Source organism: Klebsiella sp. YJ (genome assembly GCF_002108615.1).
GTDB classification, from domain to species: domain Bacteria; phylum Pseudomonadota; class Gammaproteobacteria; order Enterobacterales; family Enterobacteriaceae; genus Klebsiella; species Klebsiella planticola.
The window spans coordinates 42,282-68,812 of record NZ_MTEG01000031.1; the positions used below are offsets into that span (position 1 = coordinate 42,282).

The following is a 26,531-nucleotide window of genomic DNA, read 5'->3' on the forward strand; positions in this document are numbered from 1 at the left end:
GATAAGCATGCTTAAGCGCTCCATCTCAGTCCACCTGGCGCTGATGTTTGCCCTGTCCGCGCTGCTGATTGTTTCCGTTATCGGTATCCTGCTAAGAAGCTCCCTGCATGACTCTCTGCAAAAGCAGATGCACAATGAGCTGTTGTTCCGGGAATCATTGATGAGTCCATGGATCACCGCCCGCACCTCGGCTGACGGCTGGTCGACGCTGGCCAGTAAATTTACTCTGTTAACCAATTCTGAAGGTGAGCGCGTTCGCTACTGGATAGTGAGCGATGACCCGCGCTTTAGTATAGGGGGAACGCCGCCGCTGGGAGTGCAGTGGCCCGTTTTACAAGAGGGGTTTAATCGCGTGCCCGGCGCATCGGAAGGCGCATGTTCACTGTTCCTGTTAGTCAAAACCATCCCCGCCAACGGTGAAAGGCCGGAGCTGCGCTACGTGGTTGCCATCGACTCCACGCCGTATATGGGCACTCTGAATGCCTTCACGCGTACGCTGCTGATTATTGCCGCCCTGGGCGTAGCGATCGTCGCCCTGCTGGGATATGTCGTTTCAAGGATTGGTCTGCGCCCGGTGGGGATGCTCAGTAAACAGGCACAACATCTCGCGCCGGTGGACCATGGCCAACGCCTGAATACCCGCGCATTGCCCGAAGAGCTACAGCAGTTAGCCTCATCTTTTAACGGCGTATTAGCGCGTCAGGAAGTCGCCTGGCGACAGCTTGAAAGCTTTAACGCCGATGTCGCCCATGAACTCCGCACACCGCTGACGAACCTGATTGGTCAGACGCAACTGGGGCTCTCACGCCGACGCTCGCCTGATGAGCTGGAAGAGTTACTGGGTTCAAATCTCGAGGAGCTGGAGCGAATGACGTCTATCGTGAACGACATGCTGTTCCTGTCCCATGCCCATGCGGGTGAACATGCTTCCCAGCTTACGCAGGTGTCCCTGCGGGAAGAAACCCTGAAAACCGCGGAGTATGTTGAGCCCTCTTTTGCAGAAAAACAGCTTTCTCTGGATGTTGAGGGCGATGTCACCGCGCACATCGACCGGCGGCTGTTCCACCGCTCGCTGGCCAATTTACTGGAAAACAGCGCAAGACACTCACCCCCCACTAGCACGGTTACGGTGCGCCTAAGCGAAAAAAACAATCAAGCCTGTGTGGCAGTTTCTAACCCTGGCGATGCGATAGCACCAGAGCACTTACATCGGCTTTTTGAACGGTTTTATCGTGTCGACACCTCCCGGGCCAGGAGTGATACCCATCATGGGCTGGGCCTGTCGATCGTGCGTGCCGTTGCCATTATGCACCGGGGAGATGTCTTTGCCCGCAGTGAAGGTGGCATCAATACCTTTGGGCTGACGTTTGCTAAACAGCCTGACGCTATCCGAACAGAGGGACTGATTTCAGAGACAAAATCGGGACGCCAACGCGCTAAACCTGCTGACGAAATTGTCAGAGAGCCGTCAGTCTGATGTCAGGCTACTTGCGCCAGAATCACCGCTCAGACTCACCACTGCTGATTGAAGGAAGGAAACAGTGAGAATAAACAAGTTATTTAGCGGGTTTCTGGCGATAATTGTCACGGGGCTTCTGGGACAGCCCGCGTTCGCAGCAGAGAATTCATCCGCTCAGTCCCGCACGCTGATTATCTACTTTTCACAACCCGAGGAAATGAAACCTGATGCGGCGGATGGTTTTTCCGGGGCCAGCGTATTACAAAAAAATACCCCAGAGACCGGCAGCACGCAGTTTATTGCGCAGTTGGTTCAGAAACAGACTCACGGCGACCTGTTTCGCCTTGAAACAACCAGCGCCTACCCTCGCCAACATGATGCGCTTTTACGCGTTGCCGAAAAGGAGCAGCAAACTCAAGCCAGGCCCGCGCTAAAAACGCCGCTCCCCGCTCTCAGCGATTACGACACCATTTACGTCGGCTATCCCATCTGGTGGTATACCATGCCAATGGTGATATATAGCCTTTTTGAGCAAAATGATTTTGCCGGTAAAACGGTCATCCCCTTTACCACCCATGGTGGCAGCCGGTTAGCCGACTCCCTACGAGAAATTGCCCGCATGCAGCCGCAGGCCAAATTAGTCACTCGCGCGCTCTCGATCTCGCGCAACGATATTTCAGATCCTGACGTACCCGCGCAAGTTGAGCAATGGGTAAAACAAGTCCAGCCGCAGCGTTAAGCCATCGACATGAAGAAAATTTATATTTTTCAGGTGATGCAGGATACGCTAATGACGTTACTTCTGCTGGTGCTGATGGGGTTTCATCTTCAGGATGAAATCGTGCATGAATGGGCGGGGATTATTTTTTCACTGCTCATCATGTTGCATTTATATCTTAACAGACATCGCTTGTGGTCATTGTCGGCGAAAATGCCTTTAACCATGCGGATAATTAACAGAGTCATTAATGCTGTGACATTCGCTGTTATCCTGACCGCTATTGTCTCTGGCATGATGCTGTCCCGACATATCCTTCTGGACCTGCCGTTCCACAACCCGGCAAGCTGGGTCAGAAAAGTACACATGACGTCGGTCCACTGGGGAATGCTCATTCTGGCGCTGCATATCGGGTTGCACTGGAAAATGCTGGCAACCTTTTTCTGTCGGATCCTGAACATCGCCGACGACTCACGCTTTGCAAATGTCATTATGCCGGGGATTTTTTCGCTCATCGCACTACTGGGTTTATACTGGCTTCTGAATCTGAACTATCTCGACTATTTGTTGATGAAGGTTGATTTCTCCTTTTTCGATTACGACGAATCCCCCCTTCTGTTTTATTTACGCTATCTGGCTATTATTATTTTATTTTCATTAATGACACGCTTTTTGCTTTGGTGCCTTATTTTTAGACAGTACAAAGCGCTGTCACCATAATTGGGGTTAACTGACAGAATTGTCAGGGGGTCGTCAGCCTGACGACATGTCACCCTTATTACAATCATTGCAGGCCATCCCCCTCATTGTAGATAAGGACGCTTTGCATGATCGGACATTTACGTTACCTCGGGCTGTTACTGCCCCTCTTCACCTTTTCATCCTCGGCAGCGGAGCAAAAGCCCGCTGTCCAAATCGCCCCCGCCGGAAGCCAGAATGCGGTGTATGGGCCAGCGGAGAATTTTACCGGTCGCGTCAGGGTTGATCCTCTTTTCAAACCTGATAACGAAATTAGCGTTTCCGGGGCTTATGTCACCTTTGAACCGGGAGCCCGCTCCGCCTGGCATACGCATCCGGCAGGTCAGCGGCTGATCGTGACCTCGGGTGTTGGGCTCACCCAACAAGCAGGTCAGCCGGTGCAGGTCATCCGCACGGGTGACGTTGTCTCTTGCCCGGCGGGCGTTAAACACTGGCACGGGGCTGCCCCTGGCAGTGCAATGACGCATCTGGCGATTACCGGGATTGTGGATGGCAAAAGCGTTAACTGGATGGAGAAAGTGACAGATGAACAATACCACGCCCATTAAGACATTAACGGCAGCGCTACTGCTGACCTTTGGTTTTGGTCTCACGGCACATGCTGCGCCCGTCAATAAAGGAGCCTCAGAAATGAACCAGCCATCAACCGTTTCAGATACGCTGTCAGCTCGCCAGCAGGCCATCCCGTTGATCGCGGCATCGATGGCCAGCAGTCAGATGGACAAGCTGAATGCGGCACTGAATCAGGGGCTTGACGCCGGGCTCACAATAAACGAAGCCAAAGAGATTCTCGTCCAGCTCTATGCCTACACCGGCTTCCCTCGTAGCCTGAATGCACTTAGCGAACTGATGAAGGTCGTCGAAGCACGCAAACAACGTGGCATCGAAGACGTTGAGGGTAAAGAGCCTGTCGCCCCCGTCCCCACCGGGGAGGAACTTCGCCGGGTCGGGACCGCGAACCAGACCAAAATCTCAGGCGCGCCCGTCCAGGGGCCGCTGTTTGATTTTGCGCCGGTCATTAATCAGTTTCTGCAAACGCATCTGTTCGGCGACATTTTCGCCCGCGATAACCTCGACTGGCAGAGCCGCGAGCTGGCAACAGTTGGCGCATTAGCGGCCACGCCGGGCGTTGAAGCCCAGCTGCTATCGCATACGCGAGCCAGCATGCGGGTCGGCCTGACCGCCGCGCAGCTGCGCCAGCTGGCACAGGTTCTGCGTGAGCATGGCGAAAGTGATGCGGCTACGCGAGCGGAAAAGGCGCTGCAACAGGCGCTCGCAAACCATTAGGAGTTGGCTATGGAGCATGATCCCCACCGCAGAATGTTAATCACCGCACTTGCCGGGCTGACGCTGGCGAACGTCTCCCTGGCATCGGCAGCCACCGGAAACGCGAACGTGCAGGGTAAAAGCCGTGTTCTGGTGGCGTACTTTTCCCGCAGCGGAAATACACGGGTGATTGCCGGCGTCATTCACCGCAACCTGAATACCGATCTGTTTGAAATTGAACCGGCTACGCCTTATCCGGAAGACTATTTCCAGACCGTGGAACAGGCGAAAAATGAGCGTGAGCGAGGCGTAAAACCCGCCTTAAAAAATCGCGTCGCAGATATCTCACGCTACGAGACCGTGTATTTAGGTTTTCCCATCTGGGGGACCAGCGTGCCGCCTGTAGTGCAGGCATTTCTCAGCAGCCATAACCTTGCGGGCAAATTACTGATCCCCTTCATTACTCACGGCGGCTACGGTAAAGGAGACAGCGACGACATCCTTACCAGCCTGGCCCCAACAGCCCGTCGGGAAAAACCGCTGGTCATTGAATGCGACCAGGAGCGAAGAACCACAGAAACGGTCAACAGCTGGTTAGAAACCCTACGCGGCTAATCGTCCGCATTTATGAGTCGGACAAATAGGGGCAATCAAGGCTGCTAAATAATTCACTCCGGCCATTCAGATATGATTGAACGGCAAACATAACAGAGGATGTCATTTTGAAGACAATAGTAAAAACGCTGGCCATCTGCGTGATGGCGAGTGGCCTGGTGGCTCAGTCGGTATACGCCGGGCCGCTGGTCATTCAGGAACAGGGAAGCTTTTCTGCTGGTGGCACTATCATCACCGCTCCAGGAACATTTGACGCGAAAAAGCCGCTGGATTCAGCTGGCCAAACCTATCATGGCGATCATGCCTCCGTGTTCTACCAAATTCCGGAGAATCCGCATAAATACCCTATTGTCATGCTGCACGGCGCAGGTCAGTTCTCCCGCACCTGGGAAAGCACCCCGGATGGTCGTGAAGGGTTCCAGAGCATATTCCTGCGTCGTGGATTCTCAACTTATCTTGTCGATCAGCCGCGTCGGGGCAGCGCCGGGCGCACGACTGTAGAAGGTACGGTTACGCCAAAACCGGATGAACAGATGTGGTTTAATCAGTTCCGCGTTGGCGTGTGGCCAGAGTATTTTAAAGGCGTTCAGTTCTCTCACGACAAAGAAGCCCTGAATCAGTATTTCCGTCAGATGACCCCGAATACCGGGCCGTTTGATATCAACGTTGTCTCTGATGCAATGTCCGCCGTCGTGGATAAATCCGGCCCGGCTATCCTCTTCACCCACTCTCAGGGTGGCGGGCCGGGCTGGTACACGGCGATGAAAAACGACAAGGTCAAAGCTATTGTCGCCTTCGAGCCTGGCAGCAGCTTTGTCTTCCCGGAAAAAGAACTCCCTGTCCCTATGCCAAGTGCGTTCGACACGCTGAAGGGTGAGCCTGTGCCGATGCAACAGTTTATGGCGCTGACTAAAATCCCGATTCTGATTATTTACGGCGATAACATCCCGGATAAACCTGTCGCCATGCCCGCGCAGGACAGCTGGCGCGTACGCCTGGCGATGGCTCGTGAGTGGCGTGACGTGGTGAACAAGCATGGCGGGGATGTCACTGTGACGCATCTGCCTGAGACAGGTATCAAAGGTAATACCCACTTCCCGTTCTCTGACCTCAACAATGTGCAGATTGCTGATTTAGTGAGTCAGTTCCTGAAGGAAAAAGATCTGCAATAACAAGAGGGGGTATTGAGCCTTTATTATTGAGGACTCAATACACACATCAGAATTAAAAAATGGACAACTTTTGGTGGAAAGGTGTTGAACGTGACGGCCGACCTTGCGCAAAGAGCGGGCTTTCAGATTGTCATTGAACAGCAAATGAGAAGTGGGATGGTGACTCAGCTGCCCGGCGTTGCCAGCATCTCATACGCTCAGTTCAGCAATAGCCAACTCAGCAATTTCAACCTGGACTGATATACGATCATTGCATTCGAGCGACCATGCCGCTGAGAGCCCGCACCATGCAATTATCCACTGCAGAAGTCGCTCTCTATTGATTCCCGACATCTCAGTGACGATCTCAAGTCGCTGTTTAAAAATACCCGGTACTCTTGCAACATAATGCTCAGGATTACCAAGATCCGGATTGGTGAAAATATTAGCAAAGTCGAATCCTCGTTCGCCTTGTAGCCCTTTGGGATCAATGGCCAGCCAACCAGATGATGCGAAATCAAGCACGTTGTCGTGATGCAAGTCACCATGTAATACAACGACGTCTTGCGCAGAGGAGAGCAGTTCCTGGGAGATCTCTGCGCACTGCGCCAGAATACCTCCATGCGCAAGGGCTGCGGGTTTTAGCGAAGAAAACCAGCGATGGAGAGGTGTAAGGTTTGGCAAGGGTTTATCTGACTTGCGGTGAAGCCTGTTCGCAGTTGCACACAAAATATGACAGGCTTCATTGTCTTGACCATTTCTGGACATCGTTGACAGTGCTGCCGTTCCCGTAGCGCGAGCGAGTAGAATAGCTTCTTTTTCATAAGCAAGAACCTGCGCTGCACCGTTACCTTCCCACCATGCCATCAGTGAGTTCCCGGTTTGCTCATCCGCATCATCAGTTACTTTCAGCATAGCCTTAATACCCTGCGTTGCTGTTTTTACCGGGAGCAAGGTTGATGTATGCGTTATAAATTTCTCGCCATCCGGAATGAGTAACCAACGATTTAACCAAAAACTTAACGTGTCTGTATCCATCGATATTCCTTTAAAATCCTTATTGCCGCCGGGCGTACTGAGGCATACATCCGAACTATATTAACCTATGGATCCCGATATTCCCTGAAGTTGTACTGTGGATTGAGAACGTCCATTTCTGGCACAAAGCAAGGACCTGGCAAGCTGCTGTATCAGAGCGGTTGCTCACGCTCTATTTATCGCGGCTGGAGTCACGCAAACCGCTCTTCCGCAATGCCCGCCGTCAGGACGGTTAAAAACTTTTAAGGCATAATGGAAACGCTGGCGGATAATCCTGCCACCAGTTCAATTCCCTCCGGTATCTTATCTAACTGGATACGTACAGGTACTCGCTGCGCGAGTCGCACCCAGCTGAAGGTGGGATTGACATCCGGCAGCCCAAGCCCGCCCGTCTCGTCATTGCTATCATCGATTCCCCGGCCGATACTCTCCACATGCCCCGTGATGGGCGGCTCGAACCCCATCAGCGAAATTTGTGCGGCGTTCCCGATACGAATATGACGCAGTTTGGTCTCTTCAAAATAACCTACCACCCAGAAACTGTGCGCATCGACAACGGCGACCTTTGTCTCTCCCACCGTGGCGTAGTCGCCTGGGCGAAGTCGAAGATGCGTGACGTAGCCGGCAACCGGTGCGCGCACGGTAGCATGAGATAAATTAAGCTGCGCCAGTTCCAGCGCAGCCAGCGCCCCCTGATAATTGGCCGCCGCGACGCGTGCTGCACTGCCTGTTTGCTGGATGTCCTCGCCGGAGATGACCCCTTTAATGAGCGCTCGTCGCCTGGCCGCATCCTGGCGCATCAGCATCTCATGACGTTTTGCTTCAACGTCGGCCTGCGCGCTGAGCACGGCCAGCGTCAGCCAGCGCGGGTCGATAGCATAAAGCACGTCGCCCTGGTTAACCCACTGATTATCCCGGACAGCCACGCGGCTCACCGGCCCGGAAACATCCGGCGCAATCTGCACCACATCTGCCCTAACCCGTCCATCGCGAGTCCAGGGCGTCTGCGCATACTGTTTCCAGAAAATAAACGCCACGCAAGTCGCCACCGCCACTGCGATTAACGTCAGCGCGTAACGACCGAGCAAAGAGAGTAAAGGTTTCATGCGAATAACCCCAGTGTGGTCAGGCCCTGCAAAAGCAGGAAAAAGGTCACGATATAGGTTGAGACATCAAGCAACGGGCGTAAGGGCAAACGCCGGTAAAGTCTGCTGAACGAAAAAAGCGGCACGAGTAACAGCGTACAGACCAGAGCGATAAGCGCGGTCAGCAGCAGCCCGGGGATAAAAACACCGCCGATATTGATGTCATTTATCATGAGTAGGTTCCTTGTTCTGTGTCCGTAGCGCGCAGTGCAGATCAACCAGCCGGTCGACAAACTGGCATGACTGTTCATTTGTCGCGGGCAAGCAGAGAGCTGCCATTACGGCAAGACGCTCGCGCAAGACGGCGGTTTCCGTAGTACCGGTCAGATGATAAAGCACCTCGTTGATCTCGCTGCCTGCGGGCGTATCGCAACGGCGCAAGCGCATCACACAGAGACCAATGCGCAGAAAGTGTACCAGGCTCTCAAGCGCCCGTGCGGATGACGGCCCGCTGCGCGGCAAGCGTGGCAGCAACAGCGCGGCCCGGTCGATCATCAGATTGGTCCAGTGCGTTTCATCGCCTTTAAACACGCCGTTCACGCTGCGGCGAATATCGCGTTGGCAAAGTTTTAGCAGACGGTTTATCGCCGCGTCCGCCTGCACGGTTTGCAGCAGACTCATGCCGATAACCGCAAAGCCGGTCGCGAAAAACAGAGCGATAGCGGTGTTGGCCGCGTCGGCGAAGTCGCCGCTGTAGCGTGCGCCCAGCTCGCATAGCACAGGCAGCGTCAGGGTAATCCCCATCGCCATAAAAGTCGTGGGCGGCCGCGCCTGCAGTGACCCGGCAAGCAGATAGACCGGGGCAAGCGCCGCCACCAGCACCGGGAAATCGCTGAGCGGGGGAAGCAGCGCGAAGCTGTAGATAAGGCTTATCAATACGCCCCAGACGGAGCCGATAATGTATTTGACAATATGCGGGGCCGGCGTATCGAAACTGCCAAACAGCGTGCAGCAAACCCCAAGAATCGAGACCGCCGTGCCGCCGTCGGGCCAGGCGGAGTAAATCCATAGCAGACAGCCGCCCAGAATGATGACAAAAGCGCCCAGCGCCGTTCGGGCGGCACTGAGGGCATCGCGATGGAAAACATACCCTTTCGCCGCATGATCTTCTGCCTGAATGGGGGCGGATTTGGCGTGATGGATGGCATCCGAAAGACGCTCACACTGTTGCAGGAGGGTCATCAACTCAACGATATAGCGTAAGAAATTCACCCGCAGCGCCTCCTCAAACGTCAGCGCCTGCGCAGCGTGCCGCTGTGCTAACTGCGCGCTGCGTTGTTGAAGCGCATCCGCTGTTCTTTTGCGCTTCCCGGTATCGTCACAGGTCAACCAGGCCTGAACATCATCCAGCAGCGTCTGCATATCGGCGGGCATCTCCGCGATCGCCTGTAAACGATCGCATAATTCGCCGTTGACAATAACTAACCGCGCCAGCCTGTCATGGAGCGCTTTCCTGGCCTGGCGGACCGGAACCGAAAGCGCAAAATCATACGGGATGTGGTGGCTGACGCCCTGCAGGAACTGTAGCGCCAGCGCCAGATGCAGCGGTTCTGACTGCGCGTTGGACTTGCCCGCCAGAGTGTCGGCAATCCGCTGACGCGTGGCCTGCAGCGTCTGCGCTAATTTGCTGTTAAACAGCCCTGATATCCGGGTAGGCAAAATATACCGGTGAATCAGCGCGGCGCAGACGATGCCGATGGTGATCTCCTGTAGCCGAATGATGGCGATGTTAAACACCGTGCCGGGGTCAGAGACGGCAGGAAAACCAATCAGGCTTGCGGTATAACCGGCCAGTACAAAGGCATAGGCGCGGGGCGTGCGTTCAAGCAGGGATAAATAGAGGCAGAAGCTGATCCAGCCTGCCAGAATCACGCTGCATAAAATCGGCGTATTCACAAACGTGGGCACAATCAACACCGTGGCCCCCGCGCCGGCCACGGTCCCTGCCAGGCGATATAGACTCCTGCTCAAAGACGCGCCCACCGAGGTTTGCGAAACGATATAGACGGTGATGATGGCCCATGAGGGCCGTTCAAGGCCAATCGCCAGGGCAATGTAATACGCGAGCATCGCGGCGACAAAACTCCTGACGGAATAGAGCAGCGCATGGGCGTCGCTCAGTAGCGCGGGTGAGGCTATGCGGCCTGACCAACGGCTTATCGCGTGCAAAGCACGACTATGATGGGGAGTGAATTTTCTCATGCCGGGAATTATTCCCGCTTTGCGCTTGTCCTCAAATACTCTATTCTGTCAAAAAATACCTAAATGTTGCCAATGAGATGCCATCCAGACTTGCCCATACCCTGTTTGATCCCGATAGCACGCCGAGCCCGGCCGTCGCGCGGCATATTGATTTCGTTGATTATGCAGCAGAAGTGCCGGTTCATACGCACCGCAAGGGGCAACTGATTGTTGCCCTGTATGGGGCAGTGATTTGTCGCGCGGAAAACGATATCTGGATAGTGCCGCCGGATTGCGCGGTGTGGATCCCCGGCGGGATCCCCCATAGCGCCAAAGCGACCTGGAATGCGCATCTCAACTATTTGTTTATTGAACCCGGCGCCGCCGCGCTGCCGGAAAAATGTTGCACGCTGGCAATTTCTCCGCTGATTAAACAGTTAGTTGACCGCTTAACGAATGAGGGGGTTGATTACGTAGCGGAGAGCCATGCTGGCAGGCTGATCAGAGTGACGCTCGATGAACTGGCCACCATGCCGCAGCAGCAATTGAGTCTGCCGGTTTCGGCACACCCTAAGATCCGCGCCATGGCTGATGCGCTGGTCAGCCACCCGGAGGATCGCAGCACGTTTAAAGCCTGGGCGAAACGGCTGGCGCTCAGCGAGCGTTCATTAGCACGCCTGATGCTGCGCGAAACCGGGCTGACCTTCGGGCGCTGGCGTCAGCAACTGCATTTGATTATTGCCCTTCGGGAGCTGGCAAGTGGGGTATCGGTGCAAAACGTCGCGGCTAATCTGGGGTATGAGTCGGTAAATGCGTTTATCACCATGTTCAGAAAAACGATGGGTAGCACGCCCGCGCACTATTTTGCCGGTCGAAGAACGGCAGCTCCCTGAGTGACGCGCAGGCTGGATACGGCGGTGCCATGTCCGCGTCTGGCACGGAGCGGACGAGCTGGCTGGGCTGGAGGTCCGCTATGAGCGGTGAGTTCAACGGGTCGATGCAACGCCATCCTTAATCGAAGGGGGACGTTGCCATGAAACGAAAGAAGATGCATCAGGACTGGTCGCCGGAACAAATCGCCGGTTGGCTGAAACGCTGTTATCCGGATAATCAGGAAATGCATGTGTCACACGAAACGATATATAAAACGCTTTTTATACAAACCCGAGGGCATTAAAAAAGAACTGCAGCAATGCCTCAGAAGCGAAAGAGTCGTGCGTAGATCCAGAACATTATCGCTAAAAGGGAAAGGATTAGGGGCAATCCCGGATACAATCTCTATCAGCGAAAGGCCACCTGAAGCCGCTGACAGAGCCATACCAGGTCACTGGGAAGGTGATGACCCAAGGCTCTAGATCGATAAAGACCCCGGCACGCAGAACCCACTCGATGATAAAGGCCAGTGAATTTTGAATAAAAATTAACGGCTAAATCGACGCCCCATGACTTTTATAATCAGGGTGTTTTTATCTTCGGAACCTATTAACTCCAGCCTTGTTTACTACGACGGAGATAAGGTAATACGGATAATAAAGCCAGAGCCGCTAATACCATTCCAATCCATAACGCTGAACGCAAACCGAATCCAGATGAAATTGCCATTCCACCCAAATAAGAACCGCCACCTAATCCAATATTAATAATGGAAGTATGAACAGCATTAACCATGGGTCCTGGATGTGCCACACTGACAATTCTTGCCATCATTGCCGGATTCATTGGCACGCCTGACAAACCGATGAGTATGACAGCCAGAATAGCAATAACCTGATATTGAACAAATAGTGCCATGCCGAGCAAAGAAATACTCAGTATTGTTAAGCCGACAACCATAACAGCTAAACTATGGCGATATGCAAGACGTCCCGTTACCATATTACCGATGATATTGGCTAGTCCATAAAGCATCAGAATGAAGGGAACCGTCTGCATTGTAAATTCACTGACATCAGTCAACACGGGAACAAAATAACTGAATGCCGCAAAACTTGCACCCAAAATCAAACAGCTGGTTGCACAGGCTTTCCAATAGGCTTTATTTTTAAATGCCTTAATCTCTTCCGCCATCTTGATAGCACCGCCGCCGCTCATATGTGGCAATAAGCGTACTAATGCTAACTGGCATATGAAAACCAGGACCGCGACCAGCCCAAAACTCATTTTCCAGCCCCAGTGCTGGTCAATGATTGTCGCGATAGGTACACCAAAGACATTGGATACCATAAAACCTGCTATCACTATTGATGCGGCACGAGGGCGATTTTCTACAGAGACAAGAGCCATACTTGTCGCGAGTGAAAGACTTAAACACCCTGCACACAAAATACCTGTCACGATTCGAATAGCAACTAACACATTGTAATCAGAAACAAAGACGCTTAATCCTTGTACGATAACATATAACCCTAACAGCCATAATAACGTTGAACGATAGGGTGCTTTAAACTTAAGAAAGGCGTAGGTTAATACCGGGCCACCTAGCATTACACCGAATGCATAATATGAAATCAAATGCCCGACTTCGCCGACTGTAACACCAAATGCTTCAGATAGCGTGGTCATCATACCCGCCACCATTAACTCTGCTGTACCTAATGAAAAAATGGCTAACCCTAAAATATATACGACTAATGGCATAGTTTTTTATTCTCTCCTTGTATTGGAACGATCGTTACAAAAATAAGTGCAAGTAAACAATGAACTTTTACGCTTAAATTTATAAATTGATTAACAGACCAGCGACGACATCTTCGAGGATTTTTCTATCTGAAATGTTTTTATTCAGTACACGTAAACCGTAATAGCCTGCCATAAAGCCTCTCGCCATTTCGACGGCTGATGCTTTATTGTTTAGTTCACCGCTTCGTTGACCTTCGATGAATACCGCCACCAGCGTTTGTTCTAAATGCTGACGATATTCATTATTCAGGTTCGCAACGGCTTCATCTTTACTGCCCATCTCCAGGGCTGAAAATAAGACCATCGCATCATGCTGCTCTGGCTGAGAAAGATCTTCGGCAATACCCCAGAGCAGAAGGGTATGCAATCGCTCTTTTACCGGACCTGGTTGTGTGAGTATTGTTAACTGTGCTGACATAGTTTGTTCGTGGCTGCGCAACAAAGCTTGCTCGTACAGGGCTTGCTTGCTTCCAAAGGCATTGTATAGGCTTCCCCGCCCTAATCCCGTACCATTGCATAAATCTTGCGCAGAGGTGCCTGCATAACCATTGGCGCTGAAAACAGCGACGGCAGCATCAATGACATCCTGATCTTCGAACTTTCGTGGACGACCTGGAAAGGTTGGCTTTTCAGCACTCATAGGGATGTGGGACTTGAAATGAGTTGAGGCGGCATAGTATTGATTATGGAACGATCAGTCAAATAATTTTCATAAAAAAATCAGCGGTGATGCGCCGACAGCTTTTTTTATGAATTGCCATGCGTTTCTGTAGAGGAACGTGTGGATTTTATCCTTTCCAGGATAGTACGTTGATAAAACGGCAACTATGCGTAATGGTTAATTTTCACACCTGAATCTGCCGTATTCTAGTGAACATACAACTTCCGCTCCTGGCTCGAAGCAGACTGACTTTAGGTGCATGGTGGCCGCTTCGAGCAAGAAACGGACCTTTGTCATTCTGGCGTAAAATTCGCCACGTGGTCAGATGATAGCAATACCTCTTTCTGAGGGTTGTCATGAAAAGTTTTGCACGTTCGGTTTTCTACAGGCCCGGCAGACTGCCGGTCCAATAGAGGGATTATTTCAGTTCCAGTGCTCTTATCACCCCGGCAATATCCGCAATATCCCCCGCCGACAGTGGCTGAAGAGGTCGAGGCAAACAATCCGTGTCAGTCAGCCCAAGCACGCCTGCGGCGGCGGCAATAACCCGGATACTTCCTCTATGTTTACGGAAAAGCGCCCACAAAGGCTCAAGGCGGGTAGTCAGGGCCGTGACGCGCTCATGCTCGTTCGCCGCCGCGGCTTCAGTGATTTGTTTCGCCGTCTCCGGGAACAAACCGCCGCTCACGGAGTACCAGACTTCGCAGCCGGCGTTTAATCCCAGCCCGGCATAAGCATCTCCACTGATACCGATGGTTACGCCAGGGCGCAAATGTTGACGCAACGCCCCTACCCGCTCAGCCGCTGCAGCCGGGCTATCAGGGACGCCCGGGATCTTAAGCGAACGCACACCCTCCAGTGATGAGAGAAGGCCATGCAGTTCATCCGTAAAGGTAAAATGCGTGGTGCCCGGATTATCATAGATGCATACCGGTACAGACACATGCCGGGTAACGGTCTCAAAGAGTGCGAAGACTTCTTCGTCACGGAGCGACTGGTAGCTAACCGCCGGGAGCAGCAAGGCATCTGCGCCTGCCGCTTGCGCATCGTCTGACAGATGCAGGATGGCATCCGTGCTGACAGCCCCCACACAGACCATGACAGGGATGTCCCCGGCATGCTGTTTTGCCAGAGTCGCTACGCGCTGGCGTTGCTCTCGGGTCAGATACGCATAGCTACCGGTTGACCCCAGGATCCCCATAGAATCAACCCGAGCTTCTGTAAGGCGGGAAAGAATATGACTGAAGCCCTTTTCGTCCACGCCGCTGGCGGTGATTGGGGTTAACGGGAACGCAGACAAGCCGGTAAACATAGTGTTTCTCCTGAATGATATTACTGGCGTTGCTCTTCGATGAGAGCAACAGCAAACCACAGACCTGGCATCATTTTTTCAAGACCGTCAGTCAGCATTTTCCCGGCGTCGTAAAGCTTCTCCAGCGGCATCTGCGGCAGATTTTCCAGAATAAACCACATGTGTTGAGCCTCCACGCTTAAGCGGGTTCTTACCCCCTGTCGCCAGTTCCAGCGGCGGCAGGTTACGCCTGAATCATCGCGCCAGATAACTTCATGTTGTGAAGGATATTCAACGGCGGCGTCCCCCTCTTTTACCGTATCAAAAGGCTCAGTGCCTTCTGCCACAACCAGACGTGGCGACCCCTGATAGGCAGCAATGTTTTCGCCACCAACCGGAATGGCGTAGCGGAGACTAACGGCGTTATAAAGATCAACGATGGGATCGAGCGCTGGCATCGTACCGTCACGTAATACGCGCTTACGTAACGCGTCAGCTGAACAAGGGGTGCGTTTGGGTTTAGCACCAAACTTCTGGAAAACCTCGGCCCATGCGGCCAGATGAGATTCCGCCCATTCAGGCTCACCGGCCAGAACCGCTTCACATGCCTCCCGCAGCGCCGTTTCTCCAATATCAGGGTTCAGCACCGGCGCCGCTTTTACGTAGATACTGAGTGCCCGAAAGCCGGGAGCAATACGATAAATTTCAGGGGCAATTGACGGAGAGACTGTTAACACGTGATAATCCTGTAATGACCAATTTAATCCATAATAATGACCGATGACCAAAAAAGTCAATTTAATGACCGACGCAAATGCTATCGTCAGCACCGTGAATGAAGCCGTATCTCAACGGATTAAGCTGTATCGTAAACAAAAGAAAATATCACTCGATGAACTGTCCCGTCGGGCGGGCGTCAGTAAGGGGGCGCTGGTTGAGATTGAGGGATGCCGGGCGAATCCCAGCATTGCCCTGTTATGCCGGCTGGCTGCCGCGATGGGAGTTTCGGTGGCTGACTTTGTGGATGTCAGTGCAAAACCGACGGTTCATCTCATTGCTGAAGATGAGATCCCAGAATTGTGGGAAGGTGAAAAAGGCGGCAGAGCAAGGTTGCTGGCAGGATCTGGTGGCCCTGAGATGACAGAACTCTGGATGTGGGAAATGCAGGCGGGAGAAAAGTTTGCTTCACCCGGCCACCCGGCAGGGACGCTTGAATTGTTTTATGTCCAGACGGGTACGCTCACCCTTGGCGTACAGGACCACCTGTATCTGGTGAAGACCGGTTGTTCGGCAACGGCCAGAACGGACGTTCCTCATTTCTATGAAAACCGGGGAGAGAGCCCATTGGTTTTCATCATGACAGTACATGAAAAAGCATCCTGAGTGTTGCCCGGTACAGAAGCCAACCCTCGCCAGTAAGGCTTGTCTCATCACAAATAAGTGCAGAAGGATACGTTCAGTGAATAATCAGCATCTGAGTTTTACCAAAGATAAATTTACTGTCACAACCGATCCCGCTTTTTTTCAGCTGGACGCCATTCACGATTACCTCTCACAATCGTCCTGGGCTCCTGGTATTGATATCGAAACGGTCAGGTTATCCATCCAGAACAGCCTTTGTTTTGCGCTTCTGGATGGAACAAGACAAATCGGCTTCGCCCGTCTGGTCACCGACTATGCCACTTTTGGTTATTTGTGCGACGTCTACGTGCTGAACGATTATCAGAAAAGTGGTCTTGGCCGTTGGCTGATTGAATGCTGTCACGCCCATCCGGTGATGTCACGTCTGCGGCGGATAATGCTGGTAACCGACAGTGCGCCCTGGCTATACCAGAAGTTGGGGTATAGCCCGTTGAACCGGCAAGATTTTGTCTGGCAGATCAATCGACCAGACATTTATCGTAAACCCGGGCAAAAATAAGCGGCGGTACCCACTCTATTTACCCGATACAGCGGCAGCCATGCATATTATCGTCACATGTTAGCCCTGTTAAAAAATGCTTTTCCGAGAGTAATGACCACTGTTAATCCGTAGGGCAAGTCCCTCTGCCGCAGAAGAACTTGCCATAATCCCTCCCCTGGTAAAGGAGTTGCACAACAACTTATGCGGAAGTGCTTTGCTGAATTTGCGTTAGCTGAACACACATTGCGCCGTCCACTTTTGATAAAAAACCGATTTCTCCCCCTCTAAATTAATGAACAAATCTAATAAACCCTAGCTAATTACCCCATCTAATCGAATAAATCGCATTGCGTTATGCTTTTCCTACACAACAGCTGAAGGATAACGTCATGCAAACTGTAAAACTGAACAACGGGATTGAAATGCCCCTGCTGGGCTTTGGTGTGTTTCAGATGTCTGATGCCGCTGAGTGCGAAAGAGCCGTTATTGACGCCATTGATACGGGATACCGTCTGATCGATACCGCCGCGTCTTACCAGAATGAAACCCAGGTCGGGAACGCACTGAAACAGACCGGTATTGCACGTAACGAACTCTTTGTCACAACCAAACTGTGGTTGCAGGACACCCATTACGAAGGCGCTAAAGCACAGTTCGAACGCTCGCTGAATCGACTGCAACTTGATTACGTTGACCTGTACCTGATTCACCAGCCTTACGGTGATGTTCATGGGGCCTGGCGTGCCATGGAAGAACTGCAGCAGGCAGGCAAAATTCGCGCCATTGGCGTCAGCAATTTCCACCCTGACAGACTGGCCGACCTTATCGCCTTCAACAACATTGTCCCAGCGGTAAACCAGATTGAAGTTAACCCCTTCAACCAGCAGCTGCATGCGGTTCCATGGAATCAAAGCCGTGGTATCCAGCCGGAAGCCTGGGCACCGTTTGCAGAAGGTAAAAATGGTCTGTTCCAGCATCCGGTGTTAACAGCGATGGGTCAGAAGTACGGCAAGAGCGTAGGCCAGGTTGTGCTGCGGTGGATCTTCCAGCGAGGCGTCGTTTCGCTGGCGAAATCAGTACGCAAAGAGCGCATGGAAGAGAACATCAACATTCTCGATTTTGAACTCAGTTCTGAAGATATGCTGCAAATTGCCGCCCTTGATACCGCAACCAGCGCCTTCTTCTCTCACCGCGATCCGGCGATGGTGGAATGGCTGACCGGTCGCAAGCTGGATGTTTAAGCCGCAATAAAAAGAGGTATTTATTCAATGCAAAAACGTTATCTGGGTAAATCCGGACTCGAAGTCTCCGCCCTTGGACTCGGTTGCATGGGCTTAAGCCACGGCTACGGCCCGGCGACAGATACGCGTCAGGCGATCGAGCTTATTCGCGCAGCGGTTGAACGTGGCGTCACGTTCTTTGATACCGCCGAAGTGTATGGCCCATATCTTAATGAAGAGGTTGTCGGTGAAGCCTTAAAACCGTTTCGTGATCGTCTGGTCATCGCCACCAAATTTGGTTTTACCTTCGGTGCGGACAACAAGCAGCAGATTTTAAACAGCCGCCCGGAGCATATCCGTGAAGCTGTTGAAGGATCATTACGCCGTCTTAAGACTGATGTCATTGATCTGCTGTATCAACACCGTGTCGACCCGGATGTCCCCATTGAAGATGTTGCGGGAACGGTGAAAGACCTGATAGCTGAAGGTAAAGTCAAACATTTCGGTCTCTCCGAAGCGGGGGCGCAGACCATTCGTCGTGCGCATGCTGTACAGCCTGTCACTGCCCTGCAAAGTGAGTACTCCATGTGGTGGCGCGAGCCTGAGCAGGAGATCCTGCCGTTGCTGGAGGAGCTGGGCATTGGTTTCGTGCCCTTCAGTCCATTAGGCAAAGGCTTCCTGACGGGATCGATTAAGCCAGGAACCACTTTCGGGAAGGATGATTACCGCAGTACCGTGCCGCGTTTCGCCGAACAAGCGATGGCAGCCAATGAAAAGCTGGTTTCGTTGTTGGGTGAACTGGCAGCCGGGAAAGGCGTAACGTCTGCGCAAATTGCACTGGCATGGTTGCTGGCACAAAAGCCGTGGATTGTCCCCATCCCGGGCACCACTAAACTGCACCGGCTGGAGGAAAACCTCGGCGCTGCCAACATCGTTCTTTCGCAGGATGACTCACGGCAGATAACCCAGGCGCTGGAAACGATTAAAATCGTCGGCGCACGTTACTCCCCTGAGCATCAAGCTCGCGTGGGCCGTTAATACCCGGACGGGTCTACGGACCCGTTATTCCTGGTAGCGAAGGGCATCGATCATCAGCGCAAAAGCGGGCGGATGCTGCTTACGACTGGGGTAGTAAAGATAATATCCGGGGAAAGACGGACACCAGTCCTGCAGAACCTGAATAAGCTCTCCTGACTTTATATAATCCTGCACCCTGTCTTCAGGTATACAGGCGATGCCAAAACCGGATAAAGCCGCATCAATCCTTTCCGCCTGCAGATTAAAGGTTACCTGCCCTTCTACTCTGACCCGCAACGGTTTCCCTTCCTTCTCAAACTCCCAATGATAAAGTCCACCGGCCGTCGGCAGGCGCATATTGATACAGCGATGATTTTGTAGCTCGTGAGGCGTGTCAGGCACGGGATTAGCGGCAAAATATGACGGCGCGCCCACCACAGCCATGCGCATATCCGGCCCAATCCTCACGGCGATCATGTCTTTATCCACGCTTTCGCCCAGACGGATCCCGGCATCAAAACGCCCTTCAACAATATCGACAAAGCCGTTATCAACCACCAGTTCGAGATTAATTTCCGGATATTCCCTGAGGAAAGGTTTTAACTTCGGCCATACCAGACTTCGCGCGGCATGCTCCCCGGCGGATAAACGGATATTACCGGAGGCGGTGCCATTAAGTTGCACAAGCGATTCCAGCTCCTGCTCAAGATCGGCAATACGGGGTTCAAGGCAGGCAATAATTCTCTCACCGGCTTCTGTAGGGGCAACGCTTCGGGTCGTACGGGTCAGAAGACGGATATTTAGCCTTTCCTCCAGCGCTTTCATCGCATGGCTGAGTGCCGACTGAGAAACACCCAGTTTGCCCGCTGCTTTGGTAAAACTCCGCTCTCTTGCGACGACAAGAAAGATTTGCAGTTCATTGAAGTTTTCTTTGAGCATTGGCGATTTCCTTATGGATGCATTCCCTTCGCAGCGCACTCATGAAGGGTGTTCATAGACGCAATTATTTTAGCCCCATTACTGACAATAATGATAATTGATATTCTGGCCGTATCGAAAATAAATCTGAATTATCAGAAGGTTTATCATGAAAATACTCGTTGCCGGAGCGACAGGAAGTATAGGTCTGCATGTCGTAAATACCGCTATTGATATGGGCCATCACCCCGTGGCTCTGGTCAGAAATCGACGCAAAGTAAAACGGCTTCCTCGTGGCACGGATATTTTCTATGGCGACGTTTCCATGCCCGAAACCCTCAGCGATTTGCCGAAAGATATTGATGCCGTCATCTTCACTCTCGGTTCCGATGGCCAGGGGCGTATTGGGGCCAGAGCGATAGATTACGGCGGTGTACGTAACCTTTTGCGAATGTTCAGGGATACCCCTGTTCGCATCAGCTTAATGACCACGATTGGCGTGACTGAACGACTCAGCACCTGGAATCAACGGACTGAGGTTCATGACTGGAAAAGACGCGCCGAACGTCTGGTCAGGGCGAGTGGCCATCCCTACACCATCGTCAGGCCCGGCTGGTTTGACTACAACAATGATGATGAGCACAAAATCGTTATGCTGCAGGGCGATCGACGCCATGCGGGAACGCCGGAAGATGGCGTGATATCCCGAGAGCAAATCGCCCGGGTTCTGGTCAGCGCCCTGAGTAACGATGCGGCAAAAAATAAAACGTTCGAACTGGTGGCTGAACGAGGGGAAGCACAGCAGGATCTCACCCCTCTGTTTGCCGAGCTGCAAACGGATAATCGCCAAAAAAATGATGGGATTTTAGATATGGACAATATGCCTCTTAGTGAAGAACCTGGGTGCATTATTAACGAGCTGAATCAGTATGCACACAAGCTTAACTAAGCTAAAACCCTGACAATTTTGTCATATAGCGGTCAGCCTGATGACAGCTTAGATCTGTATATTTAAATATCAAGACGGAGGACGTTCCTTCTGCCAGAAGTCCAGTTTTAACCATATCGTTTAAAAGAGGTGTTAAATATGAAAGCACGACTGATTACGACATTGTTCATGGTATTTATTTCAGTGAATGCCGCCTCTGCAGCTCAGGAAATTAGTCATGCAGATGGGAAAGAAAAAATAGGTGTAGTCTCGGCCAGCAATGCCTATACGCTTGATGAGTTATCGAGTGCGCTTTCTCGTAAGGCTGACGAGCAAGGTGCAACATCATTCAAAATCCTGTCCGCGACGGGAAATAACAGGCTACACGGAGTTGCCGAAATCTATAAATGAATCATTAGCATCCTGTAAAGGATGTGTCATAAACCTTTTATTATGAGCATCGATTTATGTTCAGAACAGAAGACATCATCGATGAGATAACCCAATGGATTGATTCAAACTTACACAAACCGCTGAGGATTGAGGATGTTGCTGCCCGGGCAGGATATTCCAAATGGCATCTTCAGCGGATTTTTGTACAGGTAAAAGAAGTGAGTCTGGGGAAATATATCAGAGATAAGAAACTTAGACTGGCGGCAAAAGATCTTATCGAGACTAATGAGCCCGTGATCAGCATCGCCTGTAAATATGGATTTGACTCACAGCAGACCTTTACGCGAATTTTTTCTAAAAATTATAAGCTGCCACCATTAAGGTATCGACACGCTAACAGGACAAAATAATAGCACGACGTGAACCATTCCAATTTTCTTCATATCACGCGAATAGAAATTTATTCCAGCTTCTGCGCCTTCAGCCATTGCACATCAGCAGAAAACAGACCAGAAGCCGATCGCTACCGATCCGCACATAACGCCCCGGGGCTGCCAACGTCGCCAGATAATCCCCCTTTTCAGCAGTCGCCTTCAGGCTGCGGATATTGAAATGCAGAATCTGAGTGGGCTCCCCGGCATGTGAGCCCCCACCTCCCCGGTCTTGTGCTGCTGATTGCAGAATGCGGTTCTGTCGGTAACTCTGCGAAAATAAAAGAGTGCGCTTCTGTGGCCCGGGAGGTATGGGGGATATCACGCTTTCGCCTTTGCGATATAAGCCCGCAACCCCTCGGCAAGAATATCGAATACCGTTTTACAGGCCTTGCTGTGGCGAAGATCCTCATGCATTACCAGCCAGGTATCGAGATGAAAAGCAAAGAAATCAGGCAGCAATCTCTGTAACTGCACAGGAAAATCGGCCAGTTGAACCTGACATATACCGATGCCAGCACCTGCGCGAATCAGGTTCAACTGCGCCACATCGCTGTCAGTGCGCACGGTAAATAGTTCACGATGCAGCTGAGGATAGTGTTTCAGGGCCTGTAAAATAAATGGCGTTGTTTTATCAAAACCCACCAGCGTATGCGTGAACAACGCCTCCATACTTTCCGGTGCGGCATGCCGTGCCAGATAGGAAGGTGCGGCATGCAGACCAATTTCGATACTGCCCATCCGCCGTGCAATCAGTTGCTCCTGCACCGGCGTGGTCATGCGTACTGCAATATCCGCTTCCCGGTTCAATAAATCCTGAATCCGGTTAGATAAAACCAGTTCAATTGTAACCTGCGGGTAAGCCTCTTTAATTTGCGCAATGAGGGGAGGCAGAACTTCTGTGCCGATAATTTCGCTCGCCGAAACACGCACCACGCCACGCAATCCGGCGGTGCGGGTGCTGAAGCTGGCGGCCGATCGCTCAATCATACTGGCCGTGTTTTCCATTGCTTGCGCATGGCCTTGCAGCGCGACGGCTGCATCCGTGGGCTGCAGGCCCGTCTGAGAGCGTGTAAACAATACCAGACCCAGTGCTGATTCCAGCGCCGCCACGTGGCGTCCCGCGGTGGGCTGGGTAATGGCAAGCATACGGGCGGCCCCCGACAGGGAGCCTTCTTTCATCACCGCCAGGAAGGTTCGATACCATTCCCATGGAATGTTTAGCTTCATACAAAAATGCATACCTGCTCTCTGATGTCATGCAATTACATTTAGCTCGCGCAAGCACTACGCTGTCAAGCAGACATCCGGCAGAGGTAAGACGATGAAAAGCAAAAACAAGGTACTCATACTCGGCGCCACAGGCGGGATCGGTGGAGAAATCGCCCGTCAGCTCGTCCGCGATCAATGGGATGTTCATGCATTGCGTCGCCACGCCCCGCAGAATGAAGAGCACGGAAGTATAACGTGGATAAGCGGTGATGCGCTGAATGCAGAGCAGGTCGCGTCTGCCGCGTCAGCGTGTAGTGTGATTGTCCACGCCGTTAATCCGCCGGGTTATCGAAACTGGGAACAACTGGTTTTGCCAATGTTACATAACACTATCCATGCAGCGGAGCGAAACGGTGCATTAATCGTTCTCCCGGGCACCGTTTACAACTACGGTCCGGACGCCTTTCCTCTCTTGCGGGAAGACGCTCCCCAAAATCCCGTCACCCGAAAAGGGGCTATACGGGTGCAAATGGAGAAGGCGCTGTTAGCCTACGCGCAGCGTGGCGGGAGGGTGCTGATTTTGCGGGCAGGTGACTTCTTTGGCCCTGACGCAGGCAATAACTGGTTTTCACAGGGATGGATCAAACCGGGACAACGCCCGCAGATAATTAAAAACCCGGGCAAAGCCGGGACAGGCCATCAGTGGGCCTGGCTGCCGGACGTTGCCAGGACCCTGGCAGCGCTGTTAGCGCGTCGGGATCAACTCAAACCGTTTGCCTGTTTTCATATGCGTGGACACTGGGATCCCGATGGCACGGCGATGGCCGCAGCCATACAGCATGTCGCGCAACTTGCCGGGGTTAAAGCGAAGGTAACCTCGTTTCCCTGGTGGCTCATCTTTGCGATGTCCCCTTTCAATACCACGCTGCATGAAATGCTGGAGATGCGATATTTGTGGCAACAGCCAATACGGCTGGACAATACAAAACTGATCGATTTTCTGGGCCACGAACCGCATACCCCTCTTATTGAGGCCGTACACCAGACCTTAATTGGTCTGGGCTGCCTTAATCATGCGCCAGAAACGCCTTCGTGAACGGGTCAGCGCAGTATTTTAAGTTCTCTCCTGGCCCGAGACAGACAGCGCCAGAGAACATGCCGTTTTCCTGGATCGAGGCGCGGACCGGCAGGAGAGACGCACGGCTTAATCCGGATAAATATTGTGCGGATTGCGCGAACATGCGCCGCAAATTGCCCATCCAGCTCTCTTTAGGTGGTATGGTGATATTCTGTGGTTAAATGAGGGAAAGCTTATGATTGTAAGGACCTGGCACGGTTGTGTTCCGCTTAAACACGCAGAAGGTTTTGCGAATCATCTTCAGAGGACGGGCGTGGAGCACTCAAGGAGTATCGAGGGGAACAGAGGTGCATTTGTGCGCAGGGAAACCCAGGGCGATCGGGAGCACTTCTTTCTGGCAACTTACTGGCAGGATTTACCGTCGGTGAAAGCCTTTGCTGGAGAAAACTATCAAGTCGCGGTTACTTATCCAGATGATGAAGAATTTGAGCTACTTTCCGACCCCTACGTCTTTCAGCATGTTGTAGACGCCATTTCACCGCTTTAGCTCCATTTCCGGGGCAACCTTATCGGTAACCCGGAATGGTCATCATCTTGCAAAAATTCGACTTCTCAGCGTTCACTTTTGGCACAAGCGACAGGTACTGCCCTGAGGATTATCACTTAACCGTGAGCAGATCGGCATATCGCGTGGTGTATCTCGGCGAAAGCATTTCCCGTTTCATCCGCCACTGCGGCTGAATACCCTGCCCGGCGAAATAAAGCGTTTCGCGCCCCTCTTTCGCATTAAGACGATCCAACACCGCCATCAGCTTCTGGCTGTTGTGTCGCGGCGCATTTTCATCGAACAGGTTAAGCTGCGCCACCCCCTGGCTATAAAAGTCACCCAGCATAACCCCCCCTTTCTGATAGCGCAGGCCATCTTTCCAGATGGCATCCAGACAGCGTATCGCCGCACCGATAATATCCCGGCTGTCCTGGGTCGGCGTCAGCAGTTTAAAGGATGCGCTGTTGCTGTAATACGGCTCGTTGCGCGCAAATGGCGAGGTTTTAACAAACGCGGAGATAAAGCGGCAATATTGATGCTCGCTACGCAGTTTCTCCGCAGCCCGAGCGGCATAGCTGAAAATCGCCTGCCGCATCTCATCATATTCCATGATGTAGTGGCTGAAGGAACGGGAGCAGATAATCTCCTGTTTGATCGGGGCGAACTCTTCCAGTTCAAGACATGGCTCGCCGCGTAGTTCGCGCACGGTTCTCTCCAGCACAACGTTGAAATGCTTTCTGATAAAGCGAATATCGGTGTCTGCCAGCTGCAGGACGGTCTTGATGCCCAGCCCTTCCAGTTTTTTCGCAATCCGCCGGCCTACGCCCCAGACGTCACCGACACATAATGCCGCCATGAGCCTCCTCTGACGCTCAATATTTGACAGATCGACCACCCCTCCGGTCTGCCGTTGCCATTTTTTTGCCGCATGGTTCGCCAGTTTGGCCAGGGTTTTGGTCTGGGCGATACCCACCCCAACCGTCAGATGCGTGCGTTGCAGAACCGTGGCTCTGATTTCGCGGCCAAACTCTGTCAGATCGCGACAGTGGCGCACGCCGGTAAGGTCACAAAAAATCTCATCAATAGAGTATATTTCGCAGCGGGGAGACATCTCCTCGATCGTGGTCATCACCCGATTGGACATGTCCGCGTAGAGTTCATAGTTGCTACTGAAGCAAACCACCCGGTGACGCCTGAAAAGATCCTTCAGTTTGAAGTACGGTTCGCCGGTTTTCACCAGCGATTGCGCTTCGGCAGAACGCGCAATAACGCATCCGTCGTTATTGGATAACACCACCACGGGCCGCCCCTTCAGGTCCGGGCGAAAAACGGTTTCACAAGAGGCATAAAACGAATTCACATCGCACAGCGCAAACATGATCAGCTCACCGACTTCACGATGTAGGTCACCACCCCGAAAATGTCCAGCCGATCTTCGCGGCCAATCACGATCGGGGAATAGGCGCTGTTTTCAGGCTTAAGCATCGCCACGGGATGCAGCTGCAGGCGCTTAACGGTAAATTCGCCATCGACCGCGGCAATAACGATATGGCCATGCTCAGCCTTACGGGAGCTATCCACCACCAGCAAATCCCCTTCGCCAATTCCGGCGTCGATCATTGAATCGCCGGTGGATTTCACAAAATAGGTCGCGCTAGGGTGCTGAATCATCATTTCATTCAGGTCAATGCGCCGCTCGACATAATCCTGTGCCGGGCTCGGAAAGCCGCATGGCACAAGATCGCTGAACAAAGGCAACGCCACTATCTGGCGTAGGTCGGCAGGTGTGAAAAACGGCATGATAACCACCATTAAAAATGTCGCGGTAGGGATACCCGTTACCGGATACCCCCCGCACAGATCCCGGCGTGCGCGATTTACGCACCGGGCTCCTGCCTCGGGTGTCTGGCGGTGAACCGCT

29 protein-coding genes and 1 pseudogene are annotated in these 26,531 nt (G+C 52.4%); 18 read left to right on the top strand and 12 right to left on the bottom strand.

The window, feature by feature from the left end; all coding sequences use genetic code 11:
* The first annotated feature begins 7 nt into the window (after positions 1-7).
* The 7 genes from BV390_RS25465 (at position 8) to BV390_RS25495 (ending at position 5,989) form a co-directional block, all read left to right on the top strand.
* The gene (locus BV390_RS25465; protein ID WP_085397454.1) at positions 8-1,477 is read left to right on the top strand and encodes a heavy metal sensor histidine kinase; all 1,470 of its coding nucleotides are present in this window, start codon (positions 8-10) and stop codon (positions 1,475-1,477) included.
* Positions 1,478-1,541: 64 nt separating this feature from the next.
* Positions 1,542-2,198, top strand: a complete 657-nt coding sequence (locus BV390_RS25470) for a flavodoxin (RefSeq protein WP_077267086.1) — start codon at positions 1,542-1,544, stop codon at positions 2,196-2,198.
* 51 nt (positions 2,199-2,249) lie between these two features.
* Positions 2,250-2,897 carry a DUF4405 domain-containing protein gene (locus BV390_RS25475; protein WP_048619537.1) on the top strand — a complete coding sequence of 216 codons (648 nt, stop codon included), beginning with the start codon at positions 2,250-2,252 and terminating at the stop codon, positions 2,895-2,897.
* 107 nt (positions 2,898-3,004) lie between these two features.
* The gene (locus tag BV390_RS25480) at positions 3,005-3,484 is read left to right on the top strand and encodes a (R)-mandelonitrile lyase (protein ID WP_049266359.1); all 480 of its coding nucleotides are present in this window, start codon (positions 3,005-3,007) and stop codon (positions 3,482-3,484) included.
* Positions 3,462-4,223 (top strand): carboxymuconolactone decarboxylase family protein, encoded by a 762-nt coding sequence (locus tag BV390_RS25485; protein WP_046852665.1) that lies wholly within the window; start codon positions 3,462-3,464, stop codon positions 4,221-4,223. Before BV390_RS25480 ends, BV390_RS25485 begins: the two co-directional genes overlap by 23 nt.
* 9 nt (positions 4,224-4,232) lie before the next feature.
* Positions 4,233-4,817 carry a flavodoxin gene (locus tag BV390_RS25490; protein WP_047664778.1) on the top strand — a complete coding sequence of 195 codons (585 nt, stop codon included), beginning with the start codon at positions 4,233-4,235 and terminating at the stop codon, positions 4,815-4,817.
* A 107-nt stretch (positions 4,818-4,924) separates the two neighbouring features.
* A complete protein-coding gene (locus tag BV390_RS25495; protein WP_085397455.1) occupies positions 4,925-5,989 on the top strand; it encodes an alpha/beta hydrolase in 1,065 nt (354 codons plus the stop codon).
* A gap of 189 nt (positions 5,990-6,178) precedes the next feature.
* Here the strand turns inward: BV390_RS25495 and BV390_RS25500 are convergent, their stop codons facing one another.
* The 4 genes from BV390_RS25500 to BV390_RS25515 form a co-directional block, all read right to left on the bottom strand.
* Positions 6,179-7,006, bottom strand: coding sequence for an aminoglycoside phosphotransferase family protein (locus BV390_RS25500; protein ID WP_032700131.1), 828 nt, complete (start codon positions 7,004-7,006; stop codon positions 6,179-6,181).
* Between the two features lie 242 nt (positions 7,007-7,248).
* Positions 7,249-8,112, bottom strand: coding sequence for an efflux RND transporter periplasmic adaptor subunit (locus BV390_RS25505; RefSeq protein ID WP_085397456.1), 864 nt, complete (start codon positions 8,110-8,112; stop codon positions 7,249-7,251).
* Entirely contained in the window at positions 8,109-8,324 is a 216-nt protein-coding gene (locus BV390_RS25510; protein WP_004850424.1) for a DUF1656 domain-containing protein, read from the bottom strand. Before BV390_RS25510 ends, BV390_RS25505 begins: the two co-directional genes overlap by 4 nt.
* Complete coding sequence (locus tag BV390_RS25515) at positions 8,314-10,353, bottom strand: FUSC family protein (RefSeq protein ID WP_085397457.1); 2,040 nt, start codon at positions 10,351-10,353, stop codon at positions 8,314-8,316. The genes BV390_RS25510 and BV390_RS25515 overlap by 11 nt, the downstream gene beginning before the upstream one ends.
* Before the next feature lie 77 nt (positions 10,354-10,430).
* Between BV390_RS25515 and BV390_RS25520 the strand changes: the two genes are divergently transcribed.
* Together BV390_RS25520 and BV390_RS25525 are read left to right on the top strand one after the other, a co-directional pair.
* On the top strand, positions 10,431-11,225 hold the full coding sequence (locus BV390_RS25520) for an AraC family transcriptional regulator (protein ID WP_032688040.1): 795 nt from the start codon (positions 10,431-10,433) through the stop codon (positions 11,223-11,225).
* 149 nt (positions 11,226-11,374) lie between these two features.
* Positions 11,375-11,672, top strand: a pseudogene (locus tag BV390_RS25525) (transposase); the annotation flags it as partial.
* Between the two features lie 142 nt (positions 11,673-11,814).
* On the opposite strand, the gene BV390_RS25530 reads toward BV390_RS25525, so the two are convergent.
* The 4 genes from BV390_RS25530 to BV390_RS25545 form a co-directional block, all read right to left on the bottom strand.
* Positions 11,815-12,969: an MFS transporter gene (locus tag BV390_RS25530; protein WP_085397458.1), complete on the bottom strand. Its 1,155-nt coding sequence runs from the start codon at positions 12,967-12,969 to the stop codon at positions 11,815-11,817.
* Between the two features lie 79 nt (positions 12,970-13,048).
* Positions 13,049-13,651: a TetR/AcrR family transcriptional regulator gene (locus BV390_RS25535; protein WP_032688042.1), complete on the bottom strand. Its 603-nt coding sequence runs from the start codon at positions 13,649-13,651 to the stop codon at positions 13,049-13,051.
* Positions 13,652-14,090: 439 nt separating this feature from the next.
* On the bottom strand, positions 14,091-14,984 hold the full coding sequence (locus BV390_RS25540) for a dihydrodipicolinate synthase family protein (protein WP_032700148.1): 894 nt from the start codon (positions 14,982-14,984) through the stop codon (positions 14,091-14,093).
* A gap of 20 nt (positions 14,985-15,004) precedes the next feature.
* The gene (locus BV390_RS25545; protein ID WP_085397459.1) at positions 15,005-15,700 is read right to left on the bottom strand and encodes a B3/B4 domain-containing protein; all 696 of its coding nucleotides are present in this window, start codon (positions 15,698-15,700) and stop codon (positions 15,005-15,007) included.
* 43 nt (positions 15,701-15,743) lie between these two features.
* On the opposite strand from BV390_RS25545, the gene BV390_RS25550 reads away from it, so the two are divergent.
* The 4 genes from BV390_RS25550 to BV390_RS25565 all read left to right on the top strand — a co-directional run bounded on the left by BV390_RS25550 (position 15,744) and on the right by BV390_RS25565 (position 19,124).
* The gene (locus tag BV390_RS25550) at positions 15,744-16,346 is read left to right on the top strand and encodes a helix-turn-helix domain-containing protein (RefSeq protein WP_032688045.1); all 603 of its coding nucleotides are present in this window, start codon (positions 15,744-15,746) and stop codon (positions 16,344-16,346) included.
* Positions 16,347-16,422: 76 nt separating this feature from the next.
* The gene (locus BV390_RS25555; protein ID WP_047664769.1) at positions 16,423-16,884 is read left to right on the top strand and encodes a GNAT family N-acetyltransferase; all 462 of its coding nucleotides are present in this window, start codon (positions 16,423-16,425) and stop codon (positions 16,882-16,884) included.
* A 371-nt stretch (positions 16,885-17,255) separates the two neighbouring features.
* A complete protein-coding gene (locus BV390_RS25560) occupies positions 17,256-18,107 on the top strand; it encodes an aldo/keto reductase (protein WP_085397460.1) in 852 nt (283 codons plus the stop codon).
* Positions 18,108-18,134: 27 nt separating this feature from the next.
* Positions 18,135-19,124, top strand: coding sequence for an aldo/keto reductase (locus tag BV390_RS25565; RefSeq protein ID WP_032695901.1), 990 nt, complete (start codon positions 18,135-18,137; stop codon positions 19,122-19,124).
* A 24-nt stretch (positions 19,125-19,148) separates the two neighbouring features.
* On the opposite strand, the gene BV390_RS25570 is transcribed toward BV390_RS25565, so the two are convergent.
* Entirely contained in the window at positions 19,149-20,042 is an 894-nt protein-coding gene (locus BV390_RS25570) for a LysR family transcriptional regulator (protein ID WP_032688049.1), read from the bottom strand.
* A 148-nt stretch (positions 20,043-20,190) separates the two neighbouring features.
* Here BV390_RS25570 and BV390_RS25575 point away from each other — a divergent pair, with 148 nt between their 5' ends.
* The 3 genes from BV390_RS25575 to BV390_RS25585 all read left to right on the top strand — a co-directional run bounded on the left by BV390_RS25575 (position 20,191) and on the right by BV390_RS25585 (position 21,752).
* Positions 20,191-20,970, top strand: a complete 780-nt coding sequence (locus BV390_RS25575; protein ID WP_085397461.1) for an SDR family oxidoreductase — start codon at positions 20,191-20,193, stop codon at positions 20,968-20,970.
* Between the two features lie 138 nt (positions 20,971-21,108).
* A complete protein-coding gene (locus BV390_RS25580; protein ID WP_032688052.1) occupies positions 21,109-21,360 on the top strand; it encodes a YdgH/BhsA/McbA family protein in 252 nt (83 codons plus the stop codon).
* Between the two features lie 56 nt (positions 21,361-21,416).
* A complete protein-coding gene (locus tag BV390_RS25585; protein ID WP_032688054.1) occupies positions 21,417-21,752 on the top strand; it encodes a helix-turn-helix domain-containing protein in 336 nt (111 codons plus the stop codon).
* A gap of 342 nt (positions 21,753-22,094) precedes the next feature.
* On the opposite strand, the gene BV390_RS25595 is transcribed toward BV390_RS25585, so the two are convergent.
* On the bottom strand, positions 22,095-23,003 hold the full coding sequence (locus tag BV390_RS25595; protein ID WP_032688056.1) for a LysR family transcriptional regulator: 909 nt from the start codon (positions 23,001-23,003) through the stop codon (positions 22,095-22,097).
* Positions 23,004-23,097: 94 nt separating this feature from the next.
* Here BV390_RS25595 and BV390_RS25600 point away from each other — a divergent pair, with 94 nt between their 5' ends.
* Together BV390_RS25600 and BV390_RS25605 are read left to right on the top strand one after the other, a co-directional pair.
* Entirely contained in the window at positions 23,098-24,081 is a 984-nt protein-coding gene (locus BV390_RS25600; RefSeq protein ID WP_085397462.1) for an NAD-dependent epimerase/dehydratase family protein, read from the top strand.
* 217 nt (positions 24,082-24,298) lie between these two features.
* Positions 24,299-24,610 (top strand): hypothetical protein, encoded by a 312-nt coding sequence (locus tag BV390_RS25605; protein ID WP_032688058.1) that lies wholly within the window; start codon positions 24,299-24,301, stop codon positions 24,608-24,610.
* A gap of 112 nt (positions 24,611-24,722) precedes the next feature.
* Here BV390_RS25605 and BV390_RS25610 read toward each other — a convergent pair whose 3' ends face one another.
* The gene (locus BV390_RS25610; protein ID WP_085397463.1) at positions 24,723-25,988 is read right to left on the bottom strand and encodes a Y-family DNA polymerase; all 1,266 of its coding nucleotides are present in this window, start codon (positions 25,986-25,988) and stop codon (positions 24,723-24,725) included.
* 2 nt (positions 25,989-25,990) lie between these two features.
* Positions 25,991-26,410, bottom strand: a complete 420-nt coding sequence (locus BV390_RS25615) for a translesion error-prone DNA polymerase V autoproteolytic subunit (RefSeq protein ID WP_085397464.1) — start codon at positions 26,408-26,410, stop codon at positions 25,991-25,993.
* Positions 26,411-26,531 lie beyond the last annotated feature (121 nt).

Coding starts and splice junctions, on each gene's coding strand:
- BV390_RS25465 (WP_085397454.1), top strand. CDS start 8: ATGCTTAAGCGCTCCATCTCAGTCCACCTGGCGCTGATGTTTGCCCTG.
- BV390_RS25475 (WP_048619537.1), top strand. CDS start 2,250: ATGACGTTACTTCTGCTGGTGCTGATGGGGTTTCATCTTCAGGATGAA.
- BV390_RS25480 (WP_049266359.1), top strand. CDS start 3,005: ATGATCGGACATTTACGTTACCTCGGGCTGTTACTGCCCCTCTTCACC.
- BV390_RS25485 (WP_046852665.1), top strand. CDS start 3,462: ATGAACAATACCACGCCCATTAAGACATTAACGGCAGCGCTACTGCTG.
- BV390_RS25490 (WP_047664778.1), top strand. CDS start 4,233: ATGGAGCATGATCCCCACCGCAGAATGTTAATCACCGCACTTGCCGGG.
- BV390_RS25500 (WP_032700131.1), bottom strand. CDS start 7,006: ATGGATACAGACACGTTAAGTTTTTGGTTAAATCGTTGGTTACTCATT.
- BV390_RS25505 (WP_085397456.1), bottom strand. CDS start 8,112: ATGAAACCTTTACTCTCTTTGCTCGGTCGTTACGCGCTGACGTTAATC.
- BV390_RS25510 (WP_004850424.1), bottom strand. CDS start 8,324: ATGATAAATGACATCAATATCGGCGGTGTTTTTATCCCCGGGCTGCTG.
- BV390_RS25515 (WP_085397457.1), bottom strand. CDS start 10,353: ATGAGAAAATTCACTCCCCATCATAGTCGTGCTTTGCACGCGATAAGC.
- BV390_RS25520 (WP_032688040.1), top strand. CDS start 10,431: ATGCCATCCAGACTTGCCCATACCCTGTTTGATCCCGATAGCACGCCG.
- BV390_RS25530 (WP_085397458.1), bottom strand. CDS start 12,969: ATGCCATTAGTCGTATATATTTTAGGGTTAGCCATTTTTTCATTAGGT.
- BV390_RS25535 (WP_032688042.1), bottom strand. CDS start 13,651: ATGAGTGCTGAAAAGCCAACCTTTCCAGGTCGTCCACGAAAGTTCGAA.
- BV390_RS25540 (WP_032700148.1), bottom strand. CDS start 14,984: ATGTTTACCGGCTTGTCTGCGTTCCCGTTAACCCCAATCACCGCCAGC.
- BV390_RS25550 (WP_032688045.1), top strand. CDS start 15,744: ATGACCAAAAAAGTCAATTTAATGACCGACGCAAATGCTATCGTCAGC.
- BV390_RS25560 (WP_085397460.1), top strand. CDS start 17,256: ATGCAAACTGTAAAACTGAACAACGGGATTGAAATGCCCCTGCTGGGC.
- BV390_RS25565 (WP_032695901.1), top strand. CDS start 18,135: ATGCAAAAACGTTATCTGGGTAAATCCGGACTCGAAGTCTCCGCCCTT.
- BV390_RS25570 (WP_032688049.1), bottom strand. CDS start 20,042: ATGCTCAAAGAAAACTTCAATGAACTGCAAATCTTTCTTGTCGTCGCA.
- BV390_RS25575 (WP_085397461.1), top strand. CDS start 20,191: ATGAAAATACTCGTTGCCGGAGCGACAGGAAGTATAGGTCTGCATGTC.
- BV390_RS25580 (WP_032688052.1), top strand. CDS start 21,109: ATGAAAGCACGACTGATTACGACATTGTTCATGGTATTTATTTCAGTG.
- BV390_RS25585 (WP_032688054.1), top strand. CDS start 21,417: ATGTTCAGAACAGAAGACATCATCGATGAGATAACCCAATGGATTGAT.
- BV390_RS25595 (WP_032688056.1), bottom strand. CDS start 23,003: ATGAAGCTAAACATTCCATGGGAATGGTATCGAACCTTCCTGGCGGTG.
- BV390_RS25600 (WP_085397462.1), top strand. CDS start 23,098: ATGAAAAGCAAAAACAAGGTACTCATACTCGGCGCCACAGGCGGGATC.
- BV390_RS25605 (WP_032688058.1), top strand. CDS start 24,299: ATGATTGTAAGGACCTGGCACGGTTGTGTTCCGCTTAAACACGCAGAA.
- BV390_RS25610 (WP_085397463.1), bottom strand. CDS start 25,988: ATGTTTGCGCTGTGCGATGTGAATTCGTTTTATGCCTCTTGTGAAACC.
- BV390_RS25615 (WP_085397464.1), bottom strand. CDS start 26,410: ATGCCGTTTTTCACACCTGCCGACCTACGCCAGATAGTGGCGTTGCCT.